Source organism: Roseinatronobacter sp. (assembly GCF_051859525.1).
Classification (GTDB): Bacteria; Pseudomonadota; Alphaproteobacteria; order Rhodobacterales; family Rhodobacteraceae; genus Roseinatronobacter.
Map to the genome: position 1 here is coordinate 23,382 of NZ_JBHYFM010000010.1, position 20,833 is coordinate 44,214.

Sequence of the window (20,833 nt, forward strand, 5' to 3'; positions counted from 1 at the left end):
AGGATATTATGAGATTTACGATAAAAAGCGTAGTGGCTGCGCTGGCGATGACCACGGCAATGGCTGTTCCGGCCAGCGCGGAACTGACTGGGACATTGCGCATATTCTTCAATGACCAGAACCCCGCCCCGAAAGAGGCGATGGAGGGCATGGTCGAGCGTTTCGGCGAAATGCACCCTGACCTTGATATCGAGCTGACATTGATTGACCGAGAGGCCAACAAGACGCAAATCCGCAACTACCTGACCGCCAATGCCCCCGATGTGAATGGCTGGTATGCTGGTAACCGTATGCGCCCCTATGTGGCGGCTGGCCTGTTCGAGGATGTCTCGGACCTGTGGGACGGCCCGATGGGTGATGAACTTGCATCGACGCGCCCTGCGCTGACGCTGGACGGCAAGCAATGGGGTGTGCCCTATAGCTATTATCAATGGGGTGTCTATTTCCGTCAGGACATTTACGACGAATTGGGCCTGACGCCCGCCACCACCTGGGAGGAGGAGAAGGCAAATTGTGAGGCCATTCTGGAGTCGGGCCGCAAGTGCTATACTATCGGCACGCGGTTCTTGTGGACGGCGGGCGGCTGGTTTGACTACATCAACCTGCGCACACATGGCTATGATTTCCACATGGCGCTGACCGCAGGCGAGGTTGAGTGGACAGACGACCGCGTGCGCGAAACCTTCGCGAACTGGCGCGAATTGATTGATATGGGCGCATTCATCGATGACCACACCGCCTATACATGGCAGGAAGCGCAGCCATTTCTGGTAAATGGCGATGCCGTATCCTACCTGATGGGCAATTTCCTTGTCGCGCCCCTGCGCGAAGCGGGCCTGACCGATGACCAGCTTGGCTTCTACCAGTTCCCCGAAATCACGCCGGGCATTCCAATGGCCGAAGATGCGCCCACGGACACGCTGCATATTCCCGCACAAGCGCAAAACAAGGAAGCGGCGCGCGCGTTCCTGCAATATGTGGCCAGCGCGGAAAACCAGACCATCGTGAATGAAGTGTTGGGCCAGTTGCCGATCAACCGCAATGCGCAAGTGGCCGATGACAAGTTCATTCAGGCAGGGTTTGAGATGCTGTCGAATGCAACGGGCGGTATTGCGCAATTCTTCGACCGCGACACTGATGCCGAAATGGCGTCTGCTGGCATGGAAGGGTTTCAGGAATTCATGGTGATGCCCGACAATCTGGACGCCATCCTGACCCGGCTGGAGCGTGTGCGCCAGCGCGTGAACGAGAACTAAGGGCAGCGCCCTTTTGCCAAGCAGGGTGGCGTTCGCGCCGCCCTTGAGTCTCAGGCCGCAACAGGTGATCCACCCCATGCCCGCAAACAGCGACCCGCAAACCCGCAGTTGGTGGAGTGCGAACCAGATCAGGCTTGCGCCCTGGCTGTTTCTTGCGCCTGGAATGGCGTTTTTTGCGCTTTATGTGATCTTTCCCATCTTCCAGAGTTTCCAGATCAGTTTCTACCGCTGGGACGGTCTGGGCGAGGCACGCTATATCGGGCTGCGCAATTATGAAGACCTGTTTGATGATCCGGCGTTCTACACATCGCTGCGCAACAATGTGAAATGGTTGCTTCTGTATTTGCTGGCCATTCCCGGCGGGCTGTTCATTGCGTTGTTTCTGAACCAGCAGGTGCGCGGCATACGGCTGTATAAATCACTGTTCTTTTTCCCCTTCGTGATTTCTCAAGTCGTCGTCGGGCTGGTTTTTGCATGGTTCTACAACCCGTCCATCGGCTTGTTCAATCCGCTGATCGGGTTGTTCGGCCTCTCGCCCATGAATATTCTGGGCAATCCCAACACTGTGACATATGGCATCATCGCAGCCGGGCTTTGGCCGCAGATCGCCTATTGCATGATCCTGTATCTGACGGGTCTGAACGCCGTTGACCCCGAACAGGTAGAAGCGGCCCGTCTGGATGGTGCCAAGGGCTGGAGGATGCTGTGGTATGTCATTCTGCCACAACTGCGCCCCGCCACCTTCATCGCGGTGGTGGTCACCGTCATCGGGGCGTTGCGCAGTTTTGACATGATCAGCGTCATGACCAATGGCGGGCCGTTCGGGTCCAGCCGCGTGCTGGCCTATTACATGTTCGAGGTCTCGCTGTCGGAATACGGCTTCCGCATGGGCTACGGGGCTGCGATTGCTGTCATCCTGTTCCTGATCATGCTGGTCTATATTGCCTTCTTCCTGTGGCGCATGTGGCGCGAAGAGCGGGGATATTAACATGTTTCCAACGCCCGTCGAACGCCGCTCAGCCGCAGTGCAGAATACCTACAAGCTGCTATTGCCCTTCGCGCTGGTTCTGTGGCTTTTGCCTCTGCTGATGGTGGCGCTGTTTTCCATCAAGCCCGACAGCGATTTCACCCAAGGTAATCTTTGGGGCCTGCCGTCCAGTTTTGCGGGGTTTGAAAACTATACCCGTGTGTTCACCGACAGTTCCATGCCGCGCTATCTGTTGAATTCGGTATTTATAACCGTGCCCACAGTTATTGGGGCTGTTGCACTGTCTTGCATGACGGGCTTCGCGCTGGGCGTCTACAGGTTTCGTGGCAATATCTGGCTGTTTTTCATGTTTGTCGCGGGCAATTTCGTGCCTTTTCAGATTCTGATGGTGCCGGTGCGCGATCTGACGCTGAACATGGGGCTATATGACACGCGGCTGGGGCTGGTGCTGTTTCATATCGCGTTCCAGACGGGGTTTTGCACGCTGTTCATGCGCAATTTTATCCGCGCCCTGCCACGCGAACTGATCGAGGCCGCCCGCGTCGAGGGTGTGTCGGAAATCCGTATCTTCTGGTATGTTGTGCTGCCCCTGATGCGCCCTGCCATTGCCGCGCTAAGCGTGCTGATCTTCACCTTCATCTGGAATGATTACTTCTGGGCCGTGGTGCTGACCCAAGGGGTAGAGACCCAACCTGTAACGGCAGGGATCACCGCGTTCAACAGCCAGTTCCGCGCCGCCTATCACATGATGAGCGCTGGCTCGATTATCGCTGCGCTGCCGCCGGTGATGATGTTCTTCCTGATGCAGAAACACTTCATCGCGGGCCTGACACTGGGAGCTGTCAAATGACCAAAATCGCCTTCATCGGGGCGGGCTCAACCGTCTTTATGAAAAACCTGATCGGGGACGCGCTGTTGCGCCCTGCGCTGGCCAGCGCGCATATCGCGCTGATGGATATCGACAGCGCGCGGCTGGAAGAAAGCGCTGTTGTCGCGCGCAAACTTGTCGCGTCGCTTGGCGCGGGGGCGCGTGTCACGGCGACAACGGACCGCCGCGTGGCGCTGGATGGGGCGGATTTCGTGATCGTGGCTTTCCAGATCGGCGGCTACAAGCCCTGCACTGTGACCGATTTCGACGTCCCCAAGGCTTACGGCTTGCGCCAGACCATTGCCGACACACTTGGCGTTGGGGGCATTATGCGGGGCCTTCGCACAGTGCCGCATCTATGGGCCATTGCGCAGGATATGCGCACCCTTTGCCCTGATGCGCTGCTTTTGAACTACGTCAACCCCATGGCGATCAACACATGGGCGCTGACCGCGCGTTACCCCGGTATCAAACAAGTGGGCCTGTGCCATTCGGTTCAGGGCACTGCGTTTGAACTGGCACGCGATCTGGGGCTGGACGTGGCAGACCTGCGCTACCGCGCGGCGGGCATCAACCATATGGCGTTCTACCTGTCCCTGGAAGCGCGCGAGGGCAGCGGCTGGCGTGATCTGTATCCGGCCTTGCGCGACGGCTATGCCGCAGGTCGCATCCCGCTGGAAAGCCACTGGAACCCGCGCTGCCCGAACCTTGTCCGGTATGAGGTGATGAAGCATTTCGGGTATTTCGTCACCGAATCCTCTGAACATTTCGCGGAATATGTGCCGTGGTTCATCAAATCGCATCGCTCGGACCTGATCGCACAATTCCGCATCCCGCTGGATGAATACCCCAAACGCTGTGAAGAACAGATTGCGGCATGGGGTGCACAGGCACTGGCGTTGAAATCAGCGGATCGCATTGAACATCAGCCGTCCAATGAATACGCCGCCACGATCATGGACTCCATCGTCACCGGCACGCCATCGGTGATTTACGGAAATGTTGCCAATGCAGGATTTATTCCGCAATTGCCCGCAGGCGCCGCGGTGGAGGTGCCCACCCTTGTGGATGCCAACGGGCTGCAACCCACAGTGGTTGCGGACCTGCCGCCGCATCTGGTAGCGCTGATGCGGACAAATCTGAATGTGCAGGAATTGACCGTGCAGGCGCTGCTGACCGAAAATCGTGACCATATCTATCACGCGGCCCAGCTCGATCCGCATACCGCAGCCGAACTTGACTTGCGCCAGATCCGCGCGCTGGTCGATGATCTGCTTGCTGCCCATGGCGACTGGCTGCCGGACTGGTGTCGTCCGGCTAAAGCCGCCTGATCTTCATCTTGCCCAAAATACTCAAATTTTCTGCCGCAACCCGGAGTATCCGATGACAGCGATCTACCCCGACCTAAAGGACGCTTCAGTTTTCATCACAGGGGGTGGTTCCGGCATAGGGGCTGGCCTGACCGAAGCCTTTTTGCGGCAAGGGGCGCGTGTTGCGTTTGTGCAGCGCTCCGATGCATCCGGCTTTTGCGACACTATGGAAGCGCAGACCGGACACCGGCCGTTGTTCATTGCCTGCGATATTACAGACCGCGCGGCCCTTGTCGCAGCGATCGAACAGGCCGCTGCGGCGCATGGGCCTGTCAGCATTCTGGTCAATAACGCGGCCAATGACCAACGCCACAGCCTTGCTGATATCACTGACGGTTTCATGGATTGGGCCTTGGCCATCAATTTCAGATCCTATGTCCATGCCTGTCAGGCAGTTGTGCCCGCCATGCGCGACATGGGGCAGGGGTCGATTATCAATATCACCTCGATCAGCTATATGATGGGACAGGCAGGATACCCGCTTTATACAAGCGCCAATTCGGCGCTGAACGGGCTGACGCGCAGTCTGGCGCGGGAATTCGGGCCGGACCGTATTCGCGTCAATGCCTTGGCCCCCGGTTGGGTGATGACGCCCAAGCAGCTTGAAAAATGGGTCACGCCCGAAGGGTTGGCCGCACATCTTGCGCGCCAGTGCCTGCCTGATACGTTGCATCCGGATGAAATTGCCAGCGGTGTGCTTTTTCTTGCGTCAAATGCCAGTCGGGCGATGACGGGGCAGGCGCTGGTTATTGATGGTGGCGTGGTGGTGACGGGATGACACAAATCAACTGGATTGCAGCCGATTGGGGCACGTCGCATTTACGCGTCTGGGGAATGGATGGCGACCGCGTGGTCCATTCCGCAGACTCGGATCAGGGCATGGCGCGGTTGCAACGTGCCGAATTCGAACCCGCGCTTCTGGCGCTGGTGGGGGAGTGGTTGCCTGACGGGCAGGTCACCCCTGTTATTGCCTGCGGTATGCTGGGCAGTCGTCAAGGCTGGGTCGAGGCCCCCTATCACGGGGTGCCGTGTACGCCGCTGGGGGATAGGCTGGTCACGGCCCCGACGCGTGATCTGCGGATTTCGGTCCATGTGGTGGCGGGGTTGAAGCAACCTGCGCCCGCAGATGTCATGCGCGGCGAGGAGACGCAGATCGCCGGATTTCTGGCGCAGAACCCAGGCTGGGACGGGGTGGTCTGCCTGCCGGGCACGCACAGCAAATGGGTGCATCTCAGCGCGGGCGAGGTTGTCAGTTTCCAGACCTTCCTGACCGGCGAGATGTTCGCACTTCTGTCCGAGCATTCGATCCTGCGCCATTCTGTGGCAGGCTGGAATGATGACGGGTTCTTGCAGGGCTTCGATCAGGGAATGGAACGGCCCGACCGCCTGTTGGCGCGGCTGTTCTCGCTGCGCGCCGAGGCATTGTTGCACGGGCAGGATGCCGCAGTCGCGCGGGCGCGGCTGTCGGGGCTGTTGATCGGGGCGGAACTGGCAAACACCAAACCCTATTGGCTGGGCCAGCGCGTGGCGGTCATCGGGGCGCATGGAATTGCGCGCCCCTATGCGGCGGCTCTGGACCGCCTGTCGGTGCCGGTCACCACGTGTGATGCAACCGAACTGACGCTTGCGGGGCTTGGCGCTGCGCGTGCCTTCATTCCGCAGAAGGGGACACCATGCGTGAACTGATCGCCATTCTTCGCGGGATCACCCCGCGCGATGCTGTTGCGGTAACGCAGGCGCTGGTTGATGCGGGCATCACCCGTATCGAGGTGCCGCTGAATTCGCCCGATCCGCTGGACAGTATCGCCGCGATGGTGGCAGCCTTCGGCACCCGCGCACAAATCGGCGCGGGAACGGTTCTAAGTGCGGAACAGGTGGCAGCGGTTGCCGCCACAGGGGCGCGTCTGATTGTATCGCCCGACTGCAATCCCGATGTGATCGCGGCGACCCGCCTTGCGGGTATGGACAGTTTTCCCGGTGTGCTGACACCCACCGAAGCCTTCGCGGCCATACGCGCGGGCGCGACAGGGCTGAAACTGTTTCCCGCCAGTCTGGTTGGCCCGCAAGGGTTGCATGCCATGCGCGCTGTGCTGGGGGATGTGCCGGTCTATGCCGTGGGGGGCGTTGGGCCTGCGAATTTCAGTGACTGGTTGCAGGCCGGTGCCACAGGCTTCGGTCTTGGGACCGCATTATACACCCCCGGCATGACGGCCACACAGGTCGGCGCGCGCGCGCGCGACATTGTCACGGCATGGAAGGACGCCCAATGACGCCTATCAATGATATTCGCTGCACCCTGGGCGAAGGGCCGCTTTGGCACCCCGCGCGTGCGGAATTTTTCTGGTTCGATATTCTGGGATGCAAGCTGCACAGCCTGAAGCAGACATGGACATTTGACGAATATGTCTCGGCCGCTGGCTGGGTGGATCGCGATACGTTGCTGGTAGCCTCGGAGTCGCGGTTGTTTGTGCTGGATCTGGAAACCGGCAGCCAGCGCGACCTGTGCGCATTGGAGGCTGACAACAAGATTACACGGTCGAATGACGGGCGCGCGGACCCGCAAGGCGGTTTCTGGATCGGCACCATGGGCAAACGCGCGGAACACGGGGCTGGCGCAATATGGCGCTGGTATCGGGGTGAATTGCGCAAGCTGTTCGGGGGAATCAGTATTTCCAACGCAATCAGCTTCGCGCCTGATGGGCGGACTGCATGTTTCGCCGATACGCCCGCACGCCGGATCATGCGTGTGGGGCTGGACGCGCAGGGCTGGCCTGTTGGCATGCCCGAATGCTGGCTGGACCTGAACGCGGACGGCTATAACCCTGATGGCGCGGTGTTTGACGCGGCAGGCAATTTCTGGCTGGCGCAATGGGGGGCAGGGCGTGTTGCCTGTTACGGGCCGGATGGCGCGTTCCTGCGGGCGGTGTCATTTCCTGCATCGCATACATCCTGTCCGGCATTCGGCGGACCTGACCTGACCGACCTGTATTGCACCACCGCGCGCGAAGGGCATGCGACCCCCACGCCACTGGACGGGGCCACATTCTGTGCGCGCGATGCGGGCAAGGGCCAGACGGAGCATGCTGTGGTGCTGGACGCATGATGCAGCGCGGCCTTGGCGTTTGTTACTACCCCGAACACTGGCCAGAGGATATCTGGCCACAGGACGCGCGCCGCATGGCGGATGCCGGTCTGACATGGGTGCGCATTGGCGAATTCGCCTGGTCCCGGCTGGAACCCGAACCCGGCAGGCTGGAGTTTGACTGGCTGGACCGCGCCATCGACATTCTGGGGCAGGCGGGGTTGAAGGTGGTGCTGGGCACGCCCACTGCGACGCCGCCGCGCTGGATGATCGACCGCTACCCCGATATGCTGGCCGTCGATGCCCAGGGCCGCCCGCGCAAATTCGGGTCGCGGCGTCATTATTGTTTCAGCCATCAGGGGTATCTGGGGGAATGCAAACGCATTGTCATGGCGCTGGCCGAACGCTATGGCAAAAATCCCTGTGTTGCGGCATGGCAGACAGATAATGAATATGGATGCCATGACACGATCCTAAGCTATTCTGCTGCGGCCCAAGCGGCGTTTCGGGACTGGCTGGGGCAGAAATACCAAAGTCCGCAGGCCTTGAACCAGGCATGGGGCAATATTTTCTGGTCGATGGATTACGCCAGTTTTGACGATGTTGATCTGCCCAATCTGACGGTGACGGAACCCAACCCCGCACATGTCATGGATTTCCGGCGTTTTTGCAGCGATCAGGTGGTGGCGTTCAACCGCGCGCAAACCGATATCCTGCGCCGTCACAGTGCGGCCCCCATTGCCCATAACTATATGGGCCGGATCACCGAATTCGACCATTTTGCTGTGGGCGCTGATCTGGATATTGCCAGTTGGGACAGCTACCCGATAGGGTTCCTGTCCGACAGGCTGGAGGCCACGCCCGCGCATAAGGCCGCGTTCCTGCGGCAGGGTGATCCTGACTTTCAGGCGTTTCACCATGATCTGTACCGCGCGGTGGGCCGTGGCCGCTGGTGGGTTATGGAACAACAACCCGGCCCTGTGAACTGGGCCCCCTATAACCCCGTGCCACTGGCGGGAACGGTGCGCCTGTGGACATGGGAGGCCTTCGCCCATGGGGCAGAGGCCGTGTGTTACTTCCGCTGGCGTCAGGCCCCGTTCGCGCAAGAACAGATGCATGCCGGTCTGCTGCGCCCTGACAGCGCGCCCGCGCCTGCGCTGGCGGAAGCCGCGCAGGTGGCGCAGGAACTGCGCGATTTGCCAGATGCTGTGTGCAGCAAGGCAGATGTGGCGCTGATCTTTGATTACGCCAGCGCATGGGCGTGGGACACCCAGCCCCAAGGCGCGGATTTCGATTATTTCAGGCTGGTTTTCGCATGGTATCGCGCCTTGCGGCGTTTGGGGCTGAATGTCGATATTCTGCCCGCCGATGCAGATGATTTATCCGGCCGGAAGCTGGTTCTGGCACCGGGATTGTTTACCCTGTCAGATCCCCTGCGCACCGCGCTGACGGGGTGTGGCGGTACAGTCGTGTTTGGGCCGCGCGCAAATTCCAAGACCGCAAACTTCGCCATTCCCGTGCCACTTCCGCCCGCGTTGCCGGGGCTGGACACGCGTGTCGTGCGTGTTGAAAGCCTGCCGCCGGGGGCCGAAATCGCGCTGGAAGGCGGCGGGCGGTTCATTCATTGGGCCGAGGAACTGGAGGGGGCGGCCCCCGCCACGCTGCGCCGCGCTGACGGGATGACGGCCTTGGCGGGGACAGGCCTGCTGCGCTATCTGGCCGGTTGGCCCGATGACCAGACCCTGCGCGCGATATTGCGCGACTTATGCACGGAACAAGGCATTGAAACGCTGGACTTGCCGGATGCCTTGCGCACACGGCAGGCAGGCGCGCAGCGCTTCTGGTTCAATCACGGTGCAACCCCGCTGTCATGGAACGACCGCACCATACCGCCCGCTGGCGTGATATGGGAATGATTACCGTCCCCGCCGCTTCTTGACCCCGCCGCGCTGGCCCGGACGACCGGCAGTGGACCGCCCCTTGACGGCAGCATCCTCGACCGCCTGCTGAACTTCGGACTGGCGCGCAAGCGGGTCATCGGCAATGGCCAGTTCCACGGCTTCCAGCCGCTTGACTTCGTCGCGCAGGCGGGCGGCTTCCTCAAACTCAAGGTTCTCTGCGGCCTTGCGCATATCCGCGCGCAAGGCGTCCAGATGCGCCGCAAGGTTCGCACCGGGTTTCACTTTGTCAACTTTTGCCGTGACGCGGGACATGTCAGTATCGCCTTGCCACATGCCAGCTAGCACATCTTCGACATTCTTGCGCACGGTCTGGGGGGTGATGCCGTGTTTTTCGTTATAGGCGATCTGCTTCTCGCGGCGGCGGTCGGTTTCTGCCAATGCGCGTTCCATAGACCCTGTGATACGGTCTGCATACATGATGACGCGCCCGTCAGCATTGCGCGCCGCCCGCCCGATGGTCTGCACCAGTGACGTTTCGGACCGCAAGAACCCTTCCTTGTCGGCGTCCAGAATGGCGACCAGCCCGCATTCGGGAATGTCCAGCCCTTCGCGCAGCAGGTTGATGCCGATCAGCACGTCAAACGCACCCAGCCGCAGATCGCGCAGGATTTCGATACGCTCGATCGTGTCAATGTCACTATGCATATAGCGGACGCGAATGCCCTGTTCATGCAGGTATTCGGTAAGATCCTCGGCCATGCGTTTGGTCAGGACGGTGACCAGCACGCGCAAATCACGCTGGGCCACACGGCGGATTTCGTCCAGCAGGTCATCCACCTGCATATGCACGGGCCGGATTTCCACCTGCGGGTCCAGCAATCCGGTCGGCCGGATGACCTGTTCGGTAAAGACCCCGCCGGTCTGTTCCAGTTCCCAGCCCGCAGGCGTGGCCGACACGAATACCGATTGCGGGCGCATGGCGTCCCATTCTTCAAACTTCAGCGGGCGGTTATCCATGCATGATGGCAGGCGGAACCCGTGTTCGGCCAGCGTGAATTTGCGCCGGTAGTCGCCCCGATACATGCCGCCGATCTGCGGGACCGACACATGCGATTCATCGGCGAACACGATGGCGTTGTCGGGGATGAATTCAAACAATGTGGGCGGCGGCTCACCGGGCGCGCGGCCCGTCAGGTAGCGCGAATAATTCTCGATCCCGTTGCAAACGCCGGTCGCTTCCAGCATTTCCAGATCGAATTTCGTGCGCTGCTCCAGCCGCTGCGCTTCCAGCAGTTTCCCGTCCGCGGTCAACTGGTCAAGGCGCTGCTGCAATTCGTGCTTTATGCCCTTGACGGCCTGCTGCATGGTGGGGCGCGGGGTTACATAATGGCTGTTGGCATAAATCCTGATCTGCTCGAAACTGCCGGTTTTCGCGCCAGTCAAAGGGTCGAATTCGGTGATCCCTTCCAATTCGTCCCCGAAGAATGACAGCTTCCATGCGCGATCTTCAAGGTGGGCAGGCCAGACTTCGATGACATCGCCGCGCACACGAAATGACCCGCGCTGAAAGGCAGCGTCGTTGCGGCGGTATTGCTGGGCGACCAGTTCTGCCATGATCTGGCGCGGGTCATAGGCTTCGCCCGTGCGCAGGTCCTGCGTCATTGCGGAATAGGTTTCAACAGACCCGATCCCGTAAATGCAAGACACGGACGCCACGATAATCACATCATCACGTTCCAGAAGCGCGCGGGTGGCCGAATGGCGCATCCGGTCGATCTGTTCGTTGATCTGGGATTCCTTCTCGATATAGGTGTCAGACCGCGCGACATAGGCTTCAGGCTGGTAGTAGTCATAATAGCTGACGAAGTATTCGACGGCATTGTCGGGAAAGAACCCTTTGAATTCGCCATAAAGCTGGGCGGCAAGGGTCTTGTTGGGGGCCAGAATGATGGCAGGGCGCTGGGTTTCCTCGATGATTTTCGCCATCGTATAGGTCTTGCCGGTGCCCGTTGCCCCCAGCAGCACCTGATTGCGTTCGCCCGATGTCACCCCCTCGACCAGTTCGGCGATTGCGGTGGGCTGGTCGCCTGCGGGCAGAAAGGGGCTGGCCATGCGGAACCGTTTTCCGCCTTCCATCTTGGGGCGGGTCAGGACATCGGGGCGGGTGGCGGGTTGGTTCAGGTTATTGTGCGGCATGGGACCATATGTTTCCTGTCTGTCCCATACTTGGCCTTTTGGCCCCGTCATTCAAGACGCATTCGCGCGCTCATGTCCAATAGACCCCGCGCCCGCGTCTGCTATAGTTCATACCAAGATGAAATTCCTTATCCGCCAGCATGCCACATCCCTGCGCCTTGCCCTTATTCTGGGGTTGCTGGTGCTGGCATTCGCGTTCAGCACGGATTTCCAGCGCATCGCCGCTGGCGTCGCGGTCTTCCTGCTGGGCATGATGATGCTGGAAGACGGGTTCAAGGCATTGGGCGGCAGTGTGCTGGAACGCATGCTGTCACGCGCTACGGGCACATTGCCGCGCGCCTTGGGGTTTGGCGCGGCCGCAACGGCCATCACGCAATCCAGCTCGCTAGTGTCGGTCATCTCAATTTCCTTCCTCAGTGCGGGGTTGATCACGCTACAGGCCGGAATCGGCATCATCTTCGGGGCGAATCTGGGCACGACGACAGGGGCGTGGCTGATTGCGGGGGTGGGCGTCAAGGTTGATATCGCCGCCTATGCGCTGCCTTTGCTGGCGCTTGGCACCGTGCTGATGTTCCAGCGCGACCCGCGCAGTCACGGGGGCGGGCAGGTGCTGACGGGCGTCGGGCTGTTGTTTCTGGGGATTGCCTTTATCAAGGACGGGTTTGACGCCTTCAGCGCCGGTTTTGACCTGACGCGCCTTGCGCTGGGCGGGATTGTCGGGCTGGTGGTCTATGCGTCCCTTGGGGCCTTGGCCACGGTTGTCATGCAGTCCAGCCATGCCGCGATGCTGCTGGTCATCACCGCGCTGGCGTCCGGCCAGATCGGCTATGACAATGCGCTGGCCGTGGCGATTGGCGCCAATATCGGCACCACAGTCACGGCCCTGATCGGGGCGGGGTCGGCCAATTATCAAGGCAAGCGTCTGGCGCTGGCGCATCTGATTTTCAACACCATGACGGCATGTGTCGCGCTGGTGCTGATTGTGCCGTTGCGTTTCGCGGTGGACGGTATAAGCGATGCGCTGGGTATTGGCGCAGATGATTTTGCCCTGCGTCTGGCAGTGTTCCACACGCTTTTCAACCTGCTGGGCATTGGCTTGATGATTCCGCTGATCCCGCGGCTGATACGGTTTCTGGAACGCCGCATTGCCACACCCTCCTCCAGTATCAGCCGTCCGCGGTTCATTGCCGCGCAACTGGGGGATTTCCCCGCCCCGATCCTTGCGGCCCTGCAAAACGAATTGTGGCACCTGTATCGCAATGCCGCCGCGCTGATCAGCGAGGGGCTGAACATGCGACTGGAGGATCTGCGCGCCTCGCGCGATGTGGCGACCACAGTGTCGCGCAGCCGCGAGGCGATTGGCGTCGATTTCGATGCCCGCTATCACGACAAGATCAAATCGCTGCATGCCGCGATTCTGGATTTCACGGCCAGCAAGGCCAGTCTGGCCCTGCCCAAGGATGCTCAGGCGCGCTTGCAGGAACTGCGCGACGGGGCGAATGCACTGGTGCGCGCGGTCAAGGCGGCCAAACACATGCGCGCGAATGTGCAGCGGTTCACGCAGGGGGAACATGGTGCAATCACCAGTCTTTATGACGCGTTGCGCAGTGAAATCGGCGAATTGCTTGCGGAAATTGCCCAGTTGGAGGCCCTGCCCGAAGACCAGCGCAGTGCCTTGACACTGCAAGAGGATCGCGCGGCCCTTGGCCAGACATATGCGACCTATGCGCTGCGCGCCGAACGCTTGTTGCAGGCCCGCCAGATTTCGGCGGGCAATGCGGCCTCGTTTCTGAATGATGCGCGCTATGCAGAGGAACTTCTGCTGTCGGTTCTGGATGCCGCGCAGGCCTATTTCCGCGAACCTGACAGCGCCCTTGCCGAGATCGAGCGTATTCTGGAAACCCCGCCGGACGAAACCGCGCAGGGCAGGGCGGGATTGTCATGAAATCGTTGCGATCATGGAGTATACTGAGATGGCGGCGTATTTTTGCGAAGGTGCCTTATGCCTGCGGATGATCTGGCGAAGAAACTGGGCAGGGTGTTTTCCCGTTTCGGGCAAGGCAGGGACCAGAAGGTCAAGCCCGCCGATGTCCGGAAGATCATCGACAAGCTGCATGCGCGCCGTGATGTCTTGCAAAAAGCGGTGGTTGCCGCTGCCGGCACACCGAAATCGGTGCGCTTGTCGCAAAAGCTGGCCAGTGTGGACCAGTTGCTTGCGCGCGCACAATGGCTGCTTGACGAAATCCAGACGCAGCAGCCTGACGGCCCAACACCGGATTGACCGACACCGCGCGGCCCGATAGCCATAAGTCAGGCTGGCAGAAGGGCGCGCGACATGACCAAGGCGGATACACAAGACAGATTGACGCGCTGCAAGCAGGTTCTGGGCGATCTGGTGGCCTTCCCGTCGGTGTCGGCAGATGGCAATCGCGCAATTACCGATTACCTTGCCGATGCATTGACGCAATCGGGCGCACGGGTCGAGGTGATGCCCGATGAAACGGGTTTGCAGGCCAATCTTTTTGCGACGATCGGGTCGGACGGGGATGACGGCGTCATCTTGTCCGGGCACACGGATGTGGTGCCGGTCGCTGACCAGCCATGGACGTCAGACCCCTTCGTGATGACCGAAGCGGACGGGCGGCTTTACGGGCGCGGCACATGTGACATGAAGGGGTTTGTCGCGGCTTGTGTGGCAATGGCGTCAGAGTATTCCGCGCGCGATTTGAAGCGCCCTGTGCATTTCGCCTTCACCCATGACGAAGAAACCGGCTGTTTCGGTGCGCAGCGTCTGACGGCCCTGCTGCACAGCCGCGGATTGCGGGCGCAGGCGGCCATTATTGGCGAACCGACACTGATGGCCGTGATTGACGGGCACAAGGGGTGTTATGAATATACCACCCGTATCACCGGCCTTGAAGGGCACGGCTCCAGCCCTGATCTGGGCGTCAATGCTGTGGAATATGCGGCGCGCCTTGCGTTGAAACTGACGGAACTGCGCCATGCGCTGAAGGAACGCGCGCCCGATAACTGTCCATTCGACCCGCCCCACAGCACCCTGAACATAGGTGCATTGCGCGGGGGGCAGGTGCATAATATTATCGCGGGCAGCGCGCGAATGGACTGGGAAATGCGGCCGGTCCATCCGTCTGACGCCGATTTCGTCAAGGCCGGACTGGCAGGGTATGTTGATGAATTGCGCGCGCAGATGCAGGCCATACACCCTGATGCCGATATCCGCACCGAGATCGTGGCCGAGGTTGTGGGCCTGATCCCGAAGGACACGAACCCCGCCCGTGATCTGGCCATGGCACTGACCGGCGCGAACGGGGCGGGTCTGGTACCGTTCGGGACCGAAGCGGGGTTATTCCAAAGCATTGGCGTTGCATCGGTCCTGTGCGGGCCGGGGTCTATTGCGCAGGCGCACAAGCCGGATGAGTATATCGAGATCGCGCAGCTTGAACGCTGTCTGGATATGCTGCACCGGCTTGGCAAAACCCTGGAACGTGCCTGAACCCCTGTGCTCCCGTGCCCTGCGCTTGTGTCAATAGGACGTTCGTTGAGGGTCTGTTAATGCGATAGTGTGATAAATCTATCCTATCCAGTGCAAAGCTGTGATTGACGGGGCGCGTTTGGACAGCAACACTAGGCTATGACGGACAATTATAGATTGTGTGCGCAAGACCAGCAACCAACCACAGGGCGTGGGCTGGAGCGCTTGGCCATTGATCTGCTGAACCGCCTTGCGGCGGTGAATACCGCGCAGGCGGAAACTGTCATAAATGATGTTCTGGCGGAACTGGGGCACGCTGCCGGACTGGACAGAACCTATCTGTTCTGGATGCGGGACGGGTCGTATTGGGATTACACCCATGAATGGGTTGCCCCCGGCATTGCCCCGATGAAAGATGAACTTCAGGGGCTGCCGCATGAGGTGATCATGCCGTGGTATACGCAGTTTCTACAGGGCAACTCTGTCTATATCGCCCGTGTTGATGACCTGCCTGATGAACGCATCAGCGAACGTGCCTCGTTGCAGATGCAAGGGGTGGTATCACTGCTTGCCGTACCGGTGGTCGAGAATGGCCTGCCGGTGGGGTTTGTCGGTTATGACACCGTGAACGGCCCGCGTGATTTCAGTGAAGATGATATGTTCCTGCTGCGTTCGGTTGCGAATGGTGTCGGCGGGTTGAACATGCGCCTGAAGGCAGAGCAGGCGCTGCGTGAAAGCCGCGACCAGATGGCGGCCACCTTGCGCGCAATGCCGGACCTGATTGTAGAAGTGGACCGGCAAGGCATCATCTGCATGGCCCACACCTCCAATGACCAGATTGAGATGATGCCCCCTGACAAATTGCTGGGCAGGGCGCTGGTTGATACATTGCCGCCGGCGGTTGCCGGCATCGCAAGCGAAATGATGCGCGATGTGGATGCTGGCAAGGACACCCCGCCCCGTCGCTATGCCCTGACGGTCCGCGGGCAGGACAGGTGGTTCGAGGCCCGCGCGGCGCAGTGGCACAATAAAGCTGGCGGATATGTTTTCATCATTCGTGATATATCCAACGAACAGGATGCCGCTCGCCGCGAGGAAACGCGCATCAAGCAGCTTCAGCAGATATTCGACAATGCCCCGATTGGCATTGTCCAAAGTGACTTGCATTCCGGCCAGTTTCTGGATGCGAATCCGGCCTTTTTGCGGGCTTCCGGCTATGACCGTGCGGCGTTCAGGCAGTTGCACATGGCGCAGATCACAACGCCTGACAGTATGCAGGACGCGCTGCACCAGCTTGATATTGTTCTGCAAAAGGGCCGCTACGGGCCGATAGAACAACGCTATTTCAGGGCCGACGGGTCGGTCGCACATATCCGGCTTAGCGGGGTGCTGGCCACAGATACGGACGAACGCCCCGCAATCTGGCATTTCGTGGATGACCAGACAGACCGGCGCGCCCATGAGGCCGAGATTGACCAGCGCAAGCAGGAAGCCGAAGCCGCACGCCAGCGCCTTGTTGCCGCCGTCGAATCCTTGGTGGACGGTTTTGCCATTTATGACCCTGACGACAGGCTTGTGCTGTGCAACCAGCCCTACAGGGACAATTTTCACAAATCGGGTGAATTGCTGCAACCCGGCATGCGGTACGAAGATGTCATTCGCCTGCGACTGAAGCATGGTGAATACAAGAACCTGACCGAACAGGATGAGGACTGGATCGCCAGACGCATGGCAGACCGGCGCCAGCCCCTGATCGAGGCTGAGGAAGAAATGTCGGACGGGCGCTGGATGCGCATCTATGAAAAGGGCATGCCTGACGGGGGGCGTGTCACCTTGCGTATGGATGTGACGGAATTGCGCAAGGCACAGCAGCGGCTGGAGCTGGTCATCGAGGGGGCGCGTGTTGGCACATGGGAATGGAATCTTGAAAACCGCGTGACGCTTGTGAACAAGATGTGGGGCGAAATGCTGGGCCGTGACATCAAGGGCGACGCCCTTGGTGTGCAGGAGTTTCGCAGCATCATGCATCCGGACGATATTCCCGTGGTTGATGCGGATTTCAATGACATTCTCGCACTTGGGGCGAACAAACTGGACCGGAAACTGCGGCTGAAACACGCCGCGGGAAACTGGCTATGGGTGCACCTGCGCGGGAATGTGGTGCGGCGCGCGGCAGACGGGCGCGCCTTGCAAATGTCGGGCATCGCGCTTGATGTCACCGAAGAAGTCGAACGCGAGCAGGCGGTTCTGGCGGCGCGCGATGCGCTTGAGGCTGCGATGAACGCGCGCGACATGGCCGAGAAGCGCCTTATTGATATCACCGAAAGCAGCTCTGACTGGTTTTGGGAACAGGACGCAGATGAACGGTTCACATATGTTTCGGGCGGGTATTTGCGCACAGTCGGGGAATCGCCCGGCCACATCGGCAAAACCCGCGCCGAATTGAACGCAAGAAACTCCGACCCCAAAATCCAGGCCGATCTGGCAGAGTTGTCAGCCACGATGACTGCGCAGCTACCGTTCAGCAACTTCGTCTACTGGATACGCAAACGAAACGGCGACAAGGTCTGGCTGCGTGCAAGCGGGGTGCCCTTCTTCGATGGAAACGGGGTGTTTCAGGGGTATCGTGGTGTGGGTTCGGACATCACACCATTGATCCAGGCGCAGGAACAGGCCCATGCGGCGGGGCAGGCCGCGCTGGCGGCAAGGGCGCAGCTTTATTCTGCGGTCGAGGCGTTGCAGGACGGTTTTGTCCTGTTCGATGCACAAGACAGGCTGGTTCTTGCCAATTCGCATTTCCGCGAAATCTATCCTTTGTCCGCCCATATCATGACCGAAGGGGTATCGTTTCGCGATGTTTTGCGCGCCTCTCTCGATGCGGGAGAGATTGCCGATGCCCTTGGGGATGAGGAGGGATGGCTTGCGCAGCGGCTGGCCCATGACCGCTGCACCGAGCGTGTCTTTGAGCAGCGCCTGACCTGCGGGCGCATTCTACGTGTATGCGAAATGCCAACGCGTGACGGTGGCCATGTAAGTCTGCACACCGATGTGACCGAATTGCATAGGGCGAGGGAGGCCGCAGAGGCCGCCAACCGCGCGAAATCGACATTCCTTGCCAATATGAGCCATGAAATCCGCACCCCTATGAACGGTATTCTGGGGATGGCAGAATTACTGTCGGATACCGAATTGTCGGATCAGCAGTCCCACATGCTGGACACAATCCGCACATCCGGCGACGCGCTCTTGACGATCCTGAACGATATTCTGGACCTTGCGCGGATCGAGGTTGGCAAGCTTGCGCTTGACCCTGTGGCATTCGTTCCCCAAAAACTGCTCCACCGCATGCAATCGCTTCACGGTGTGAACGCACATGCCAAAGGGTTGACGATGCAGCTGGATCTTGGGGCGGGGCTGGACAGGGCTCGCATCGGGGATGAACATCGTCTGGGGCAGGTGTTGGGCAATATTCTTGGAAACGCGGTAAAGTTCACCGAAGCGGGGTCGATCCGTCTGGTTGCCCGCGAGCTTGGTGAAAAGGAGGTGTTGTTTTCGATAACTGACACCGGCATTGGCATGACCGAAGACCAGCTGGCCCGCGTGTTTGATGAGTTCGAGCAGGCCGACAATTCTGTGACGCGCCGTTTTGGGGGGTCCGGTCTGGGATTGTCCATTGTGCGCAAACTGGTCCAGATCATGGATGGCCAAATGGATATTGCCAGCGCGGCGGGGCAGGGCACGCGCATTGACCTGCGCCTGCCCTTGCCGCTGGCAGGTGACGGCGTTGGCGAGACGGTGGCGGGAACGAATATTGTGCCGGACCTGCCGCCTGATCTTCGGGTTCTGGTTGCCGAAGATAACAGGACCAATGCCACGATCCTGAAATCCATGCTGCGCAAGGTCGGGGTGCGTGCGGATTTCTGTGAAAACGGGCAACAGGCCTGCGAGGCGTGGAAACCCCGGACATATGACATCTTGCTGCTGGATATTTCGATGCCGGTTATGGACGGGTTCGAGGCGCTGAACTGTATCCGGACACGCGCGGCGCAGCTGGGTGACGCCCCGCCCCTGGCCATCGCAGCGACGGCCAACATCATGCAGGACCAGATCAGGACTTATTTCGACAAGGGCTTTGTTGCGGTGCTGGGCAAACCCTACAAGTCGGCCGAACTTGTCCATGCCCTGGCGCAGGCTTTGCAAAGCAAGGCCGGTATTGCCGACTGATCAGGAACGCTGATCCGGCCGCGTATGGCACGCGCGCGGGAAAATCGCCCCGGCCTGCATTGCAAGCCAAGACACAAGGCGCTAACAGGGCTGCGGTTTTCATCTACAGGCGGAGCGCTGCTATGACATCCCCATTGCGACTTGGAATTGCAGGGCTTGGCACTGTCGGGGTGGGGCTGGTGCGGATAATCCAGCGGAACGCGGACTTGCTGACGCAGCGCACGGGCCGCGAGATCGTCATCTCTGCGGTCAGTGCCAAATCCCGCACCCGCAATCGCGGTGTCGACATTTCAATGTATGATTGGGAAGATGACCCTGTCGCGCTTGCCCGTCGTGGTGATGTGGATGTGGTCGTCGAGTTGATGGGCGGCGAGAATGGCCCCGCCAAAGCCCTGACCGAGGCGGCGCTGGATGCGGGCAAGGATGTTGTCACCGCAAACAAGGCCATGCTGGCGCTGCACGGGCAGGAACTGGCCGAACGCGCCGAAGCGGCCGGCGTTGCCTTGCGCTTCGAGGCGGCGGTCGCTGGCGGGATTCCTGTCATCAAGGCGCTGTGCGAAGGGTTGGCGGGGAACCGCATTACCCGTGTCAAAGGGGTGATGAACGGTACCTGCAACTATATTCTGACCCGCATGGAAGATGCGGGCCTGCCCTATGAAACCGTGTTCGAGGAGGCAAACCAGCTTGGCTATCTGGAAGCTGACCCGACATTGGATGTGGGCGGGATAGATGCCGCACATAAACTGACATTGCTGTCGGCCATTGCCTTCGGGGTGAAACCGGATTTCGACGCCATCCAGACATCGGGGATCGAGCGCATCTCGATCGAGGATATTCGTGCCGCCGCAGATCTGGGCCTGCGCATCAAGCTGCTGGGGGTGGCGCGCGTCACCGGCCGCGGGCTGGAGCAGTCCATGTCACCCTGTCTGGTGCCCGCCGACAGCCCGCTGGGCCAGTTGAAGGGCGGCACGAACATGATCGTCATCGAGGGGGACGCCGTCGAGCAGGTCATTCTGCGCGGCCCGGGTGCTGGCGAAGGGCCGACAGCAAGTGCCGTGATCGGGGATGTGGTCGATATTGCGCGCGGCATGCGGCTGCCGGTCTTTGGCCAGCCCGCAGCGACGCTGCAAGCTGCCGTCTCGGCCAAGGCGACTGCGGCAAAGCCGTGGTATCTGCGCATGTCGTTGCTGGACAAACCCGGTGCGCTGGCAAAAGTGGCCGAAGCGCTTGGCAATGCCGGCGTGTCCATCAACCGCATGCGCCAGTATGACCACGACGACACCCGCGCGCCTGTTGTGATTATCACGCATAAGACAACACGCGATGCAATCGACCATGCCTGCACATTGGCTGCCGGAACAGGTGTCCTTGTGGGGGAACCCGTCGCAATGGCGATTGAGGAAGATTGAGCGCGTAATTCGCGCCATTCATCCCCGAGTTGGCGCAACCACGCCA

At 60.3% G+C, this 20,833-nt stretch carries 15 protein-coding genes; 14 read left to right on the top strand and 1 reads right to left on the bottom strand.

What is annotated here, in order from left to right:
- Positions 1 to 8 precede the first annotated feature (8 nt).
- The 9 genes from ACTIE1_RS09765 (at position 9) to ACTIE1_RS09805 (ending at position 9,480) form a co-directional block, all read left to right on the top strand.
- Entirely contained in the window at positions 9 to 1,256 is a 1,248-nt protein-coding gene (locus ACTIE1_RS09765) for an ABC transporter substrate-binding protein (protein ID WP_439562522.1), read from the top strand.
- Positions 1,257 to 1,332: 76 nt separating this feature from the next.
- Complete coding sequence (locus ACTIE1_RS09770; RefSeq protein ID WP_439562521.1) at positions 1,333 to 2,244, top strand: carbohydrate ABC transporter permease; 912 nt, start codon at positions 1,333 to 1,335, stop codon at positions 2,242 to 2,244.
- 1 nt (position 2,245) lies between these two features.
- The gene (locus ACTIE1_RS09775) at positions 2,246 to 3,094 is read left to right on the top strand and encodes a carbohydrate ABC transporter permease (protein WP_439562520.1); all 849 of its coding nucleotides are present in this window, start codon (positions 2,246 to 2,248) and stop codon (positions 3,092 to 3,094) included.
- The gene (locus tag ACTIE1_RS09780) at positions 3,091 to 4,443 is read left to right on the top strand and encodes an alpha-glucosidase/alpha-galactosidase (RefSeq protein ID WP_439562519.1); all 1,353 of its coding nucleotides are present in this window, start codon (positions 3,091 to 3,093) and stop codon (positions 4,441 to 4,443) included. The genes ACTIE1_RS09775 and ACTIE1_RS09780 overlap by 4 nt, the downstream gene beginning before the upstream one ends.
- Positions 4,444 to 4,495: 52 nt before the next feature.
- The gene (locus ACTIE1_RS09785; protein ID WP_439562518.1) at positions 4,496 to 5,260 is read left to right on the top strand and encodes an SDR family NAD(P)-dependent oxidoreductase; all 765 of its coding nucleotides are present in this window, start codon (positions 4,496 to 4,498) and stop codon (positions 5,258 to 5,260) included.
- A complete protein-coding gene (locus ACTIE1_RS09790; RefSeq protein ID WP_439562517.1) occupies positions 5,257 to 6,168 on the top strand; it encodes a 2-dehydro-3-deoxygalactonokinase in 912 nt (303 codons plus the stop codon). The genes ACTIE1_RS09785 and ACTIE1_RS09790 overlap by 4 nt, the downstream gene beginning before the upstream one ends.
- The gene (locus tag ACTIE1_RS09795) at positions 6,156 to 6,752 is read left to right on the top strand and encodes a 2-dehydro-3-deoxy-6-phosphogalactonate aldolase (RefSeq protein WP_439562516.1); all 597 of its coding nucleotides are present in this window, start codon (positions 6,156 to 6,158) and stop codon (positions 6,750 to 6,752) included. The genes ACTIE1_RS09790 and ACTIE1_RS09795 overlap by 13 nt, the downstream gene beginning before the upstream one ends.
- Positions 6,749 to 7,585, top strand: coding sequence for an SMP-30/gluconolactonase/LRE family protein (locus ACTIE1_RS09800; protein WP_439562515.1), 837 nt, complete (start codon positions 6,749 to 6,751; stop codon positions 7,583 to 7,585). The genes ACTIE1_RS09795 and ACTIE1_RS09800 overlap by 4 nt, the downstream gene beginning before the upstream one ends.
- Complete coding sequence (locus ACTIE1_RS09805) at positions 7,585 to 9,480, top strand: beta-galactosidase (protein ID WP_439563366.1); 1,896 nt, start codon at positions 7,585 to 7,587, stop codon at positions 9,478 to 9,480. Before ACTIE1_RS09800 ends, ACTIE1_RS09805 begins: the two co-directional genes overlap by 1 nt.
- Here the strand turns inward: ACTIE1_RS09805 and uvrB are convergent, their stop codons facing one another.
- Complete coding sequence (gene uvrB / locus ACTIE1_RS09810) at positions 9,481 to 11,661, bottom strand: excinuclease ABC subunit UvrB (RefSeq protein WP_439562514.1); 2,181 nt, start codon at positions 11,659 to 11,661, stop codon at positions 9,481 to 9,483.
- A gap of 118 nt (positions 11,662 to 11,779) precedes the next feature.
- On the opposite strand from uvrB, the gene ACTIE1_RS09815 reads away from it, so the two are divergent.
- The 5 genes from ACTIE1_RS09815 (at position 11,780) to ACTIE1_RS09835 (ending at position 20,787) form a co-directional block, all read left to right on the top strand.
- Positions 11,780 to 13,606: a Na/Pi cotransporter family protein gene (locus ACTIE1_RS09815; protein ID WP_439562513.1), complete on the top strand. Its 1,827-nt coding sequence runs from the start codon at positions 11,780 to 11,782 to the stop codon at positions 13,604 to 13,606.
- A gap of 57 nt (positions 13,607 to 13,663) precedes the next feature.
- Positions 13,664 to 13,942, top strand: a complete 279-nt coding sequence (locus ACTIE1_RS09820; RefSeq protein ID WP_439562512.1) for a hypothetical protein — start codon at positions 13,664 to 13,666, stop codon at positions 13,940 to 13,942.
- A gap of 54 nt (positions 13,943 to 13,996) precedes the next feature.
- Positions 13,997 to 15,175 carry an acetylornithine deacetylase gene (gene argE, locus ACTIE1_RS09825; RefSeq protein WP_439562511.1) on the top strand — a complete coding sequence of 393 codons (1,179 nt, stop codon included), beginning with the start codon at positions 13,997 to 13,999 and terminating at the stop codon, positions 15,173 to 15,175.
- A 138-nt stretch (positions 15,176 to 15,313) separates the two neighbouring features.
- The gene (locus ACTIE1_RS09830; protein WP_439562510.1) at positions 15,314 to 19,378 is read left to right on the top strand and encodes a PAS domain S-box protein; all 4,065 of its coding nucleotides are present in this window, start codon (positions 15,314 to 15,316) and stop codon (positions 19,376 to 19,378) included.
- Positions 19,379 to 19,500: 122 nt separating this feature from the next.
- Entirely contained in the window at positions 19,501 to 20,787 is a 1,287-nt protein-coding gene (locus ACTIE1_RS09835; RefSeq protein ID WP_439562509.1) for a homoserine dehydrogenase, read from the top strand.
- Positions 20,788 to 20,833 lie beyond the last annotated feature (46 nt).

Excerpts from the sequence above, each read along its gene's own strand:
- ACTIE1_RS09765 (WP_439562522.1), top strand. The coding sequence starts at position 9 with ATGAGATTTACGATAAAAAGCGTAGTGGCTGCGCTGGCGATGACCACG.
- ACTIE1_RS09770 (WP_439562521.1), top strand. The coding sequence starts at position 1,333 with ATGCCCGCAAACAGCGACCCGCAAACCCGCAGTTGGTGGAGTGCGAAC.
- ACTIE1_RS09775 (WP_439562520.1), top strand. The coding sequence starts at position 2,246 with ATGTTTCCAACGCCCGTCGAACGCCGCTCAGCCGCAGTGCAGAATACC.
- ACTIE1_RS09780 (WP_439562519.1), top strand. The coding sequence starts at position 3,091 with ATGACCAAAATCGCCTTCATCGGGGCGGGCTCAACCGTCTTTATGAAA.
- ACTIE1_RS09785 (WP_439562518.1), top strand. The coding sequence starts at position 4,496 with ATGACAGCGATCTACCCCGACCTAAAGGACGCTTCAGTTTTCATCACA.
- ACTIE1_RS09790 (WP_439562517.1), top strand. The coding sequence starts at position 5,257 with ATGACACAAATCAACTGGATTGCAGCCGATTGGGGCACGTCGCATTTA.
- ACTIE1_RS09795 (WP_439562516.1), top strand. The coding sequence starts at position 6,156 with ATGCGTGAACTGATCGCCATTCTTCGCGGGATCACCCCGCGCGATGCT.
- ACTIE1_RS09800 (WP_439562515.1), top strand. The coding sequence starts at position 6,749 with ATGACGCCTATCAATGATATTCGCTGCACCCTGGGCGAAGGGCCGCTT.
- ACTIE1_RS09805 (WP_439563366.1), top strand. The coding sequence starts at position 7,585 with ATGCAGCGCGGCCTTGGCGTTTGTTACTACCCCGAACACTGGCCAGAG.
- uvrB (WP_439562514.1), bottom strand. The coding sequence starts at position 11,661 with ATGCCGCACAATAACCTGAACCAACCCGCCACCCGCCCCGATGTCCTG.
- ACTIE1_RS09815 (WP_439562513.1), top strand. The coding sequence starts at position 11,780 with ATGAAATTCCTTATCCGCCAGCATGCCACATCCCTGCGCCTTGCCCTT.
- ACTIE1_RS09820 (WP_439562512.1), top strand. The coding sequence starts at position 13,664 with ATGCCTGCGGATGATCTGGCGAAGAAACTGGGCAGGGTGTTTTCCCGT.
- argE (WP_439562511.1), top strand. The coding sequence starts at position 13,997 with ATGACCAAGGCGGATACACAAGACAGATTGACGCGCTGCAAGCAGGTT.
- ACTIE1_RS09830 (WP_439562510.1), top strand. The coding sequence starts at position 15,314 with ATGACGGACAATTATAGATTGTGTGCGCAAGACCAGCAACCAACCACA.
- ACTIE1_RS09835 (WP_439562509.1), top strand. The coding sequence starts at position 19,501 with ATGACATCCCCATTGCGACTTGGAATTGCAGGGCTTGGCACTGTCGGG.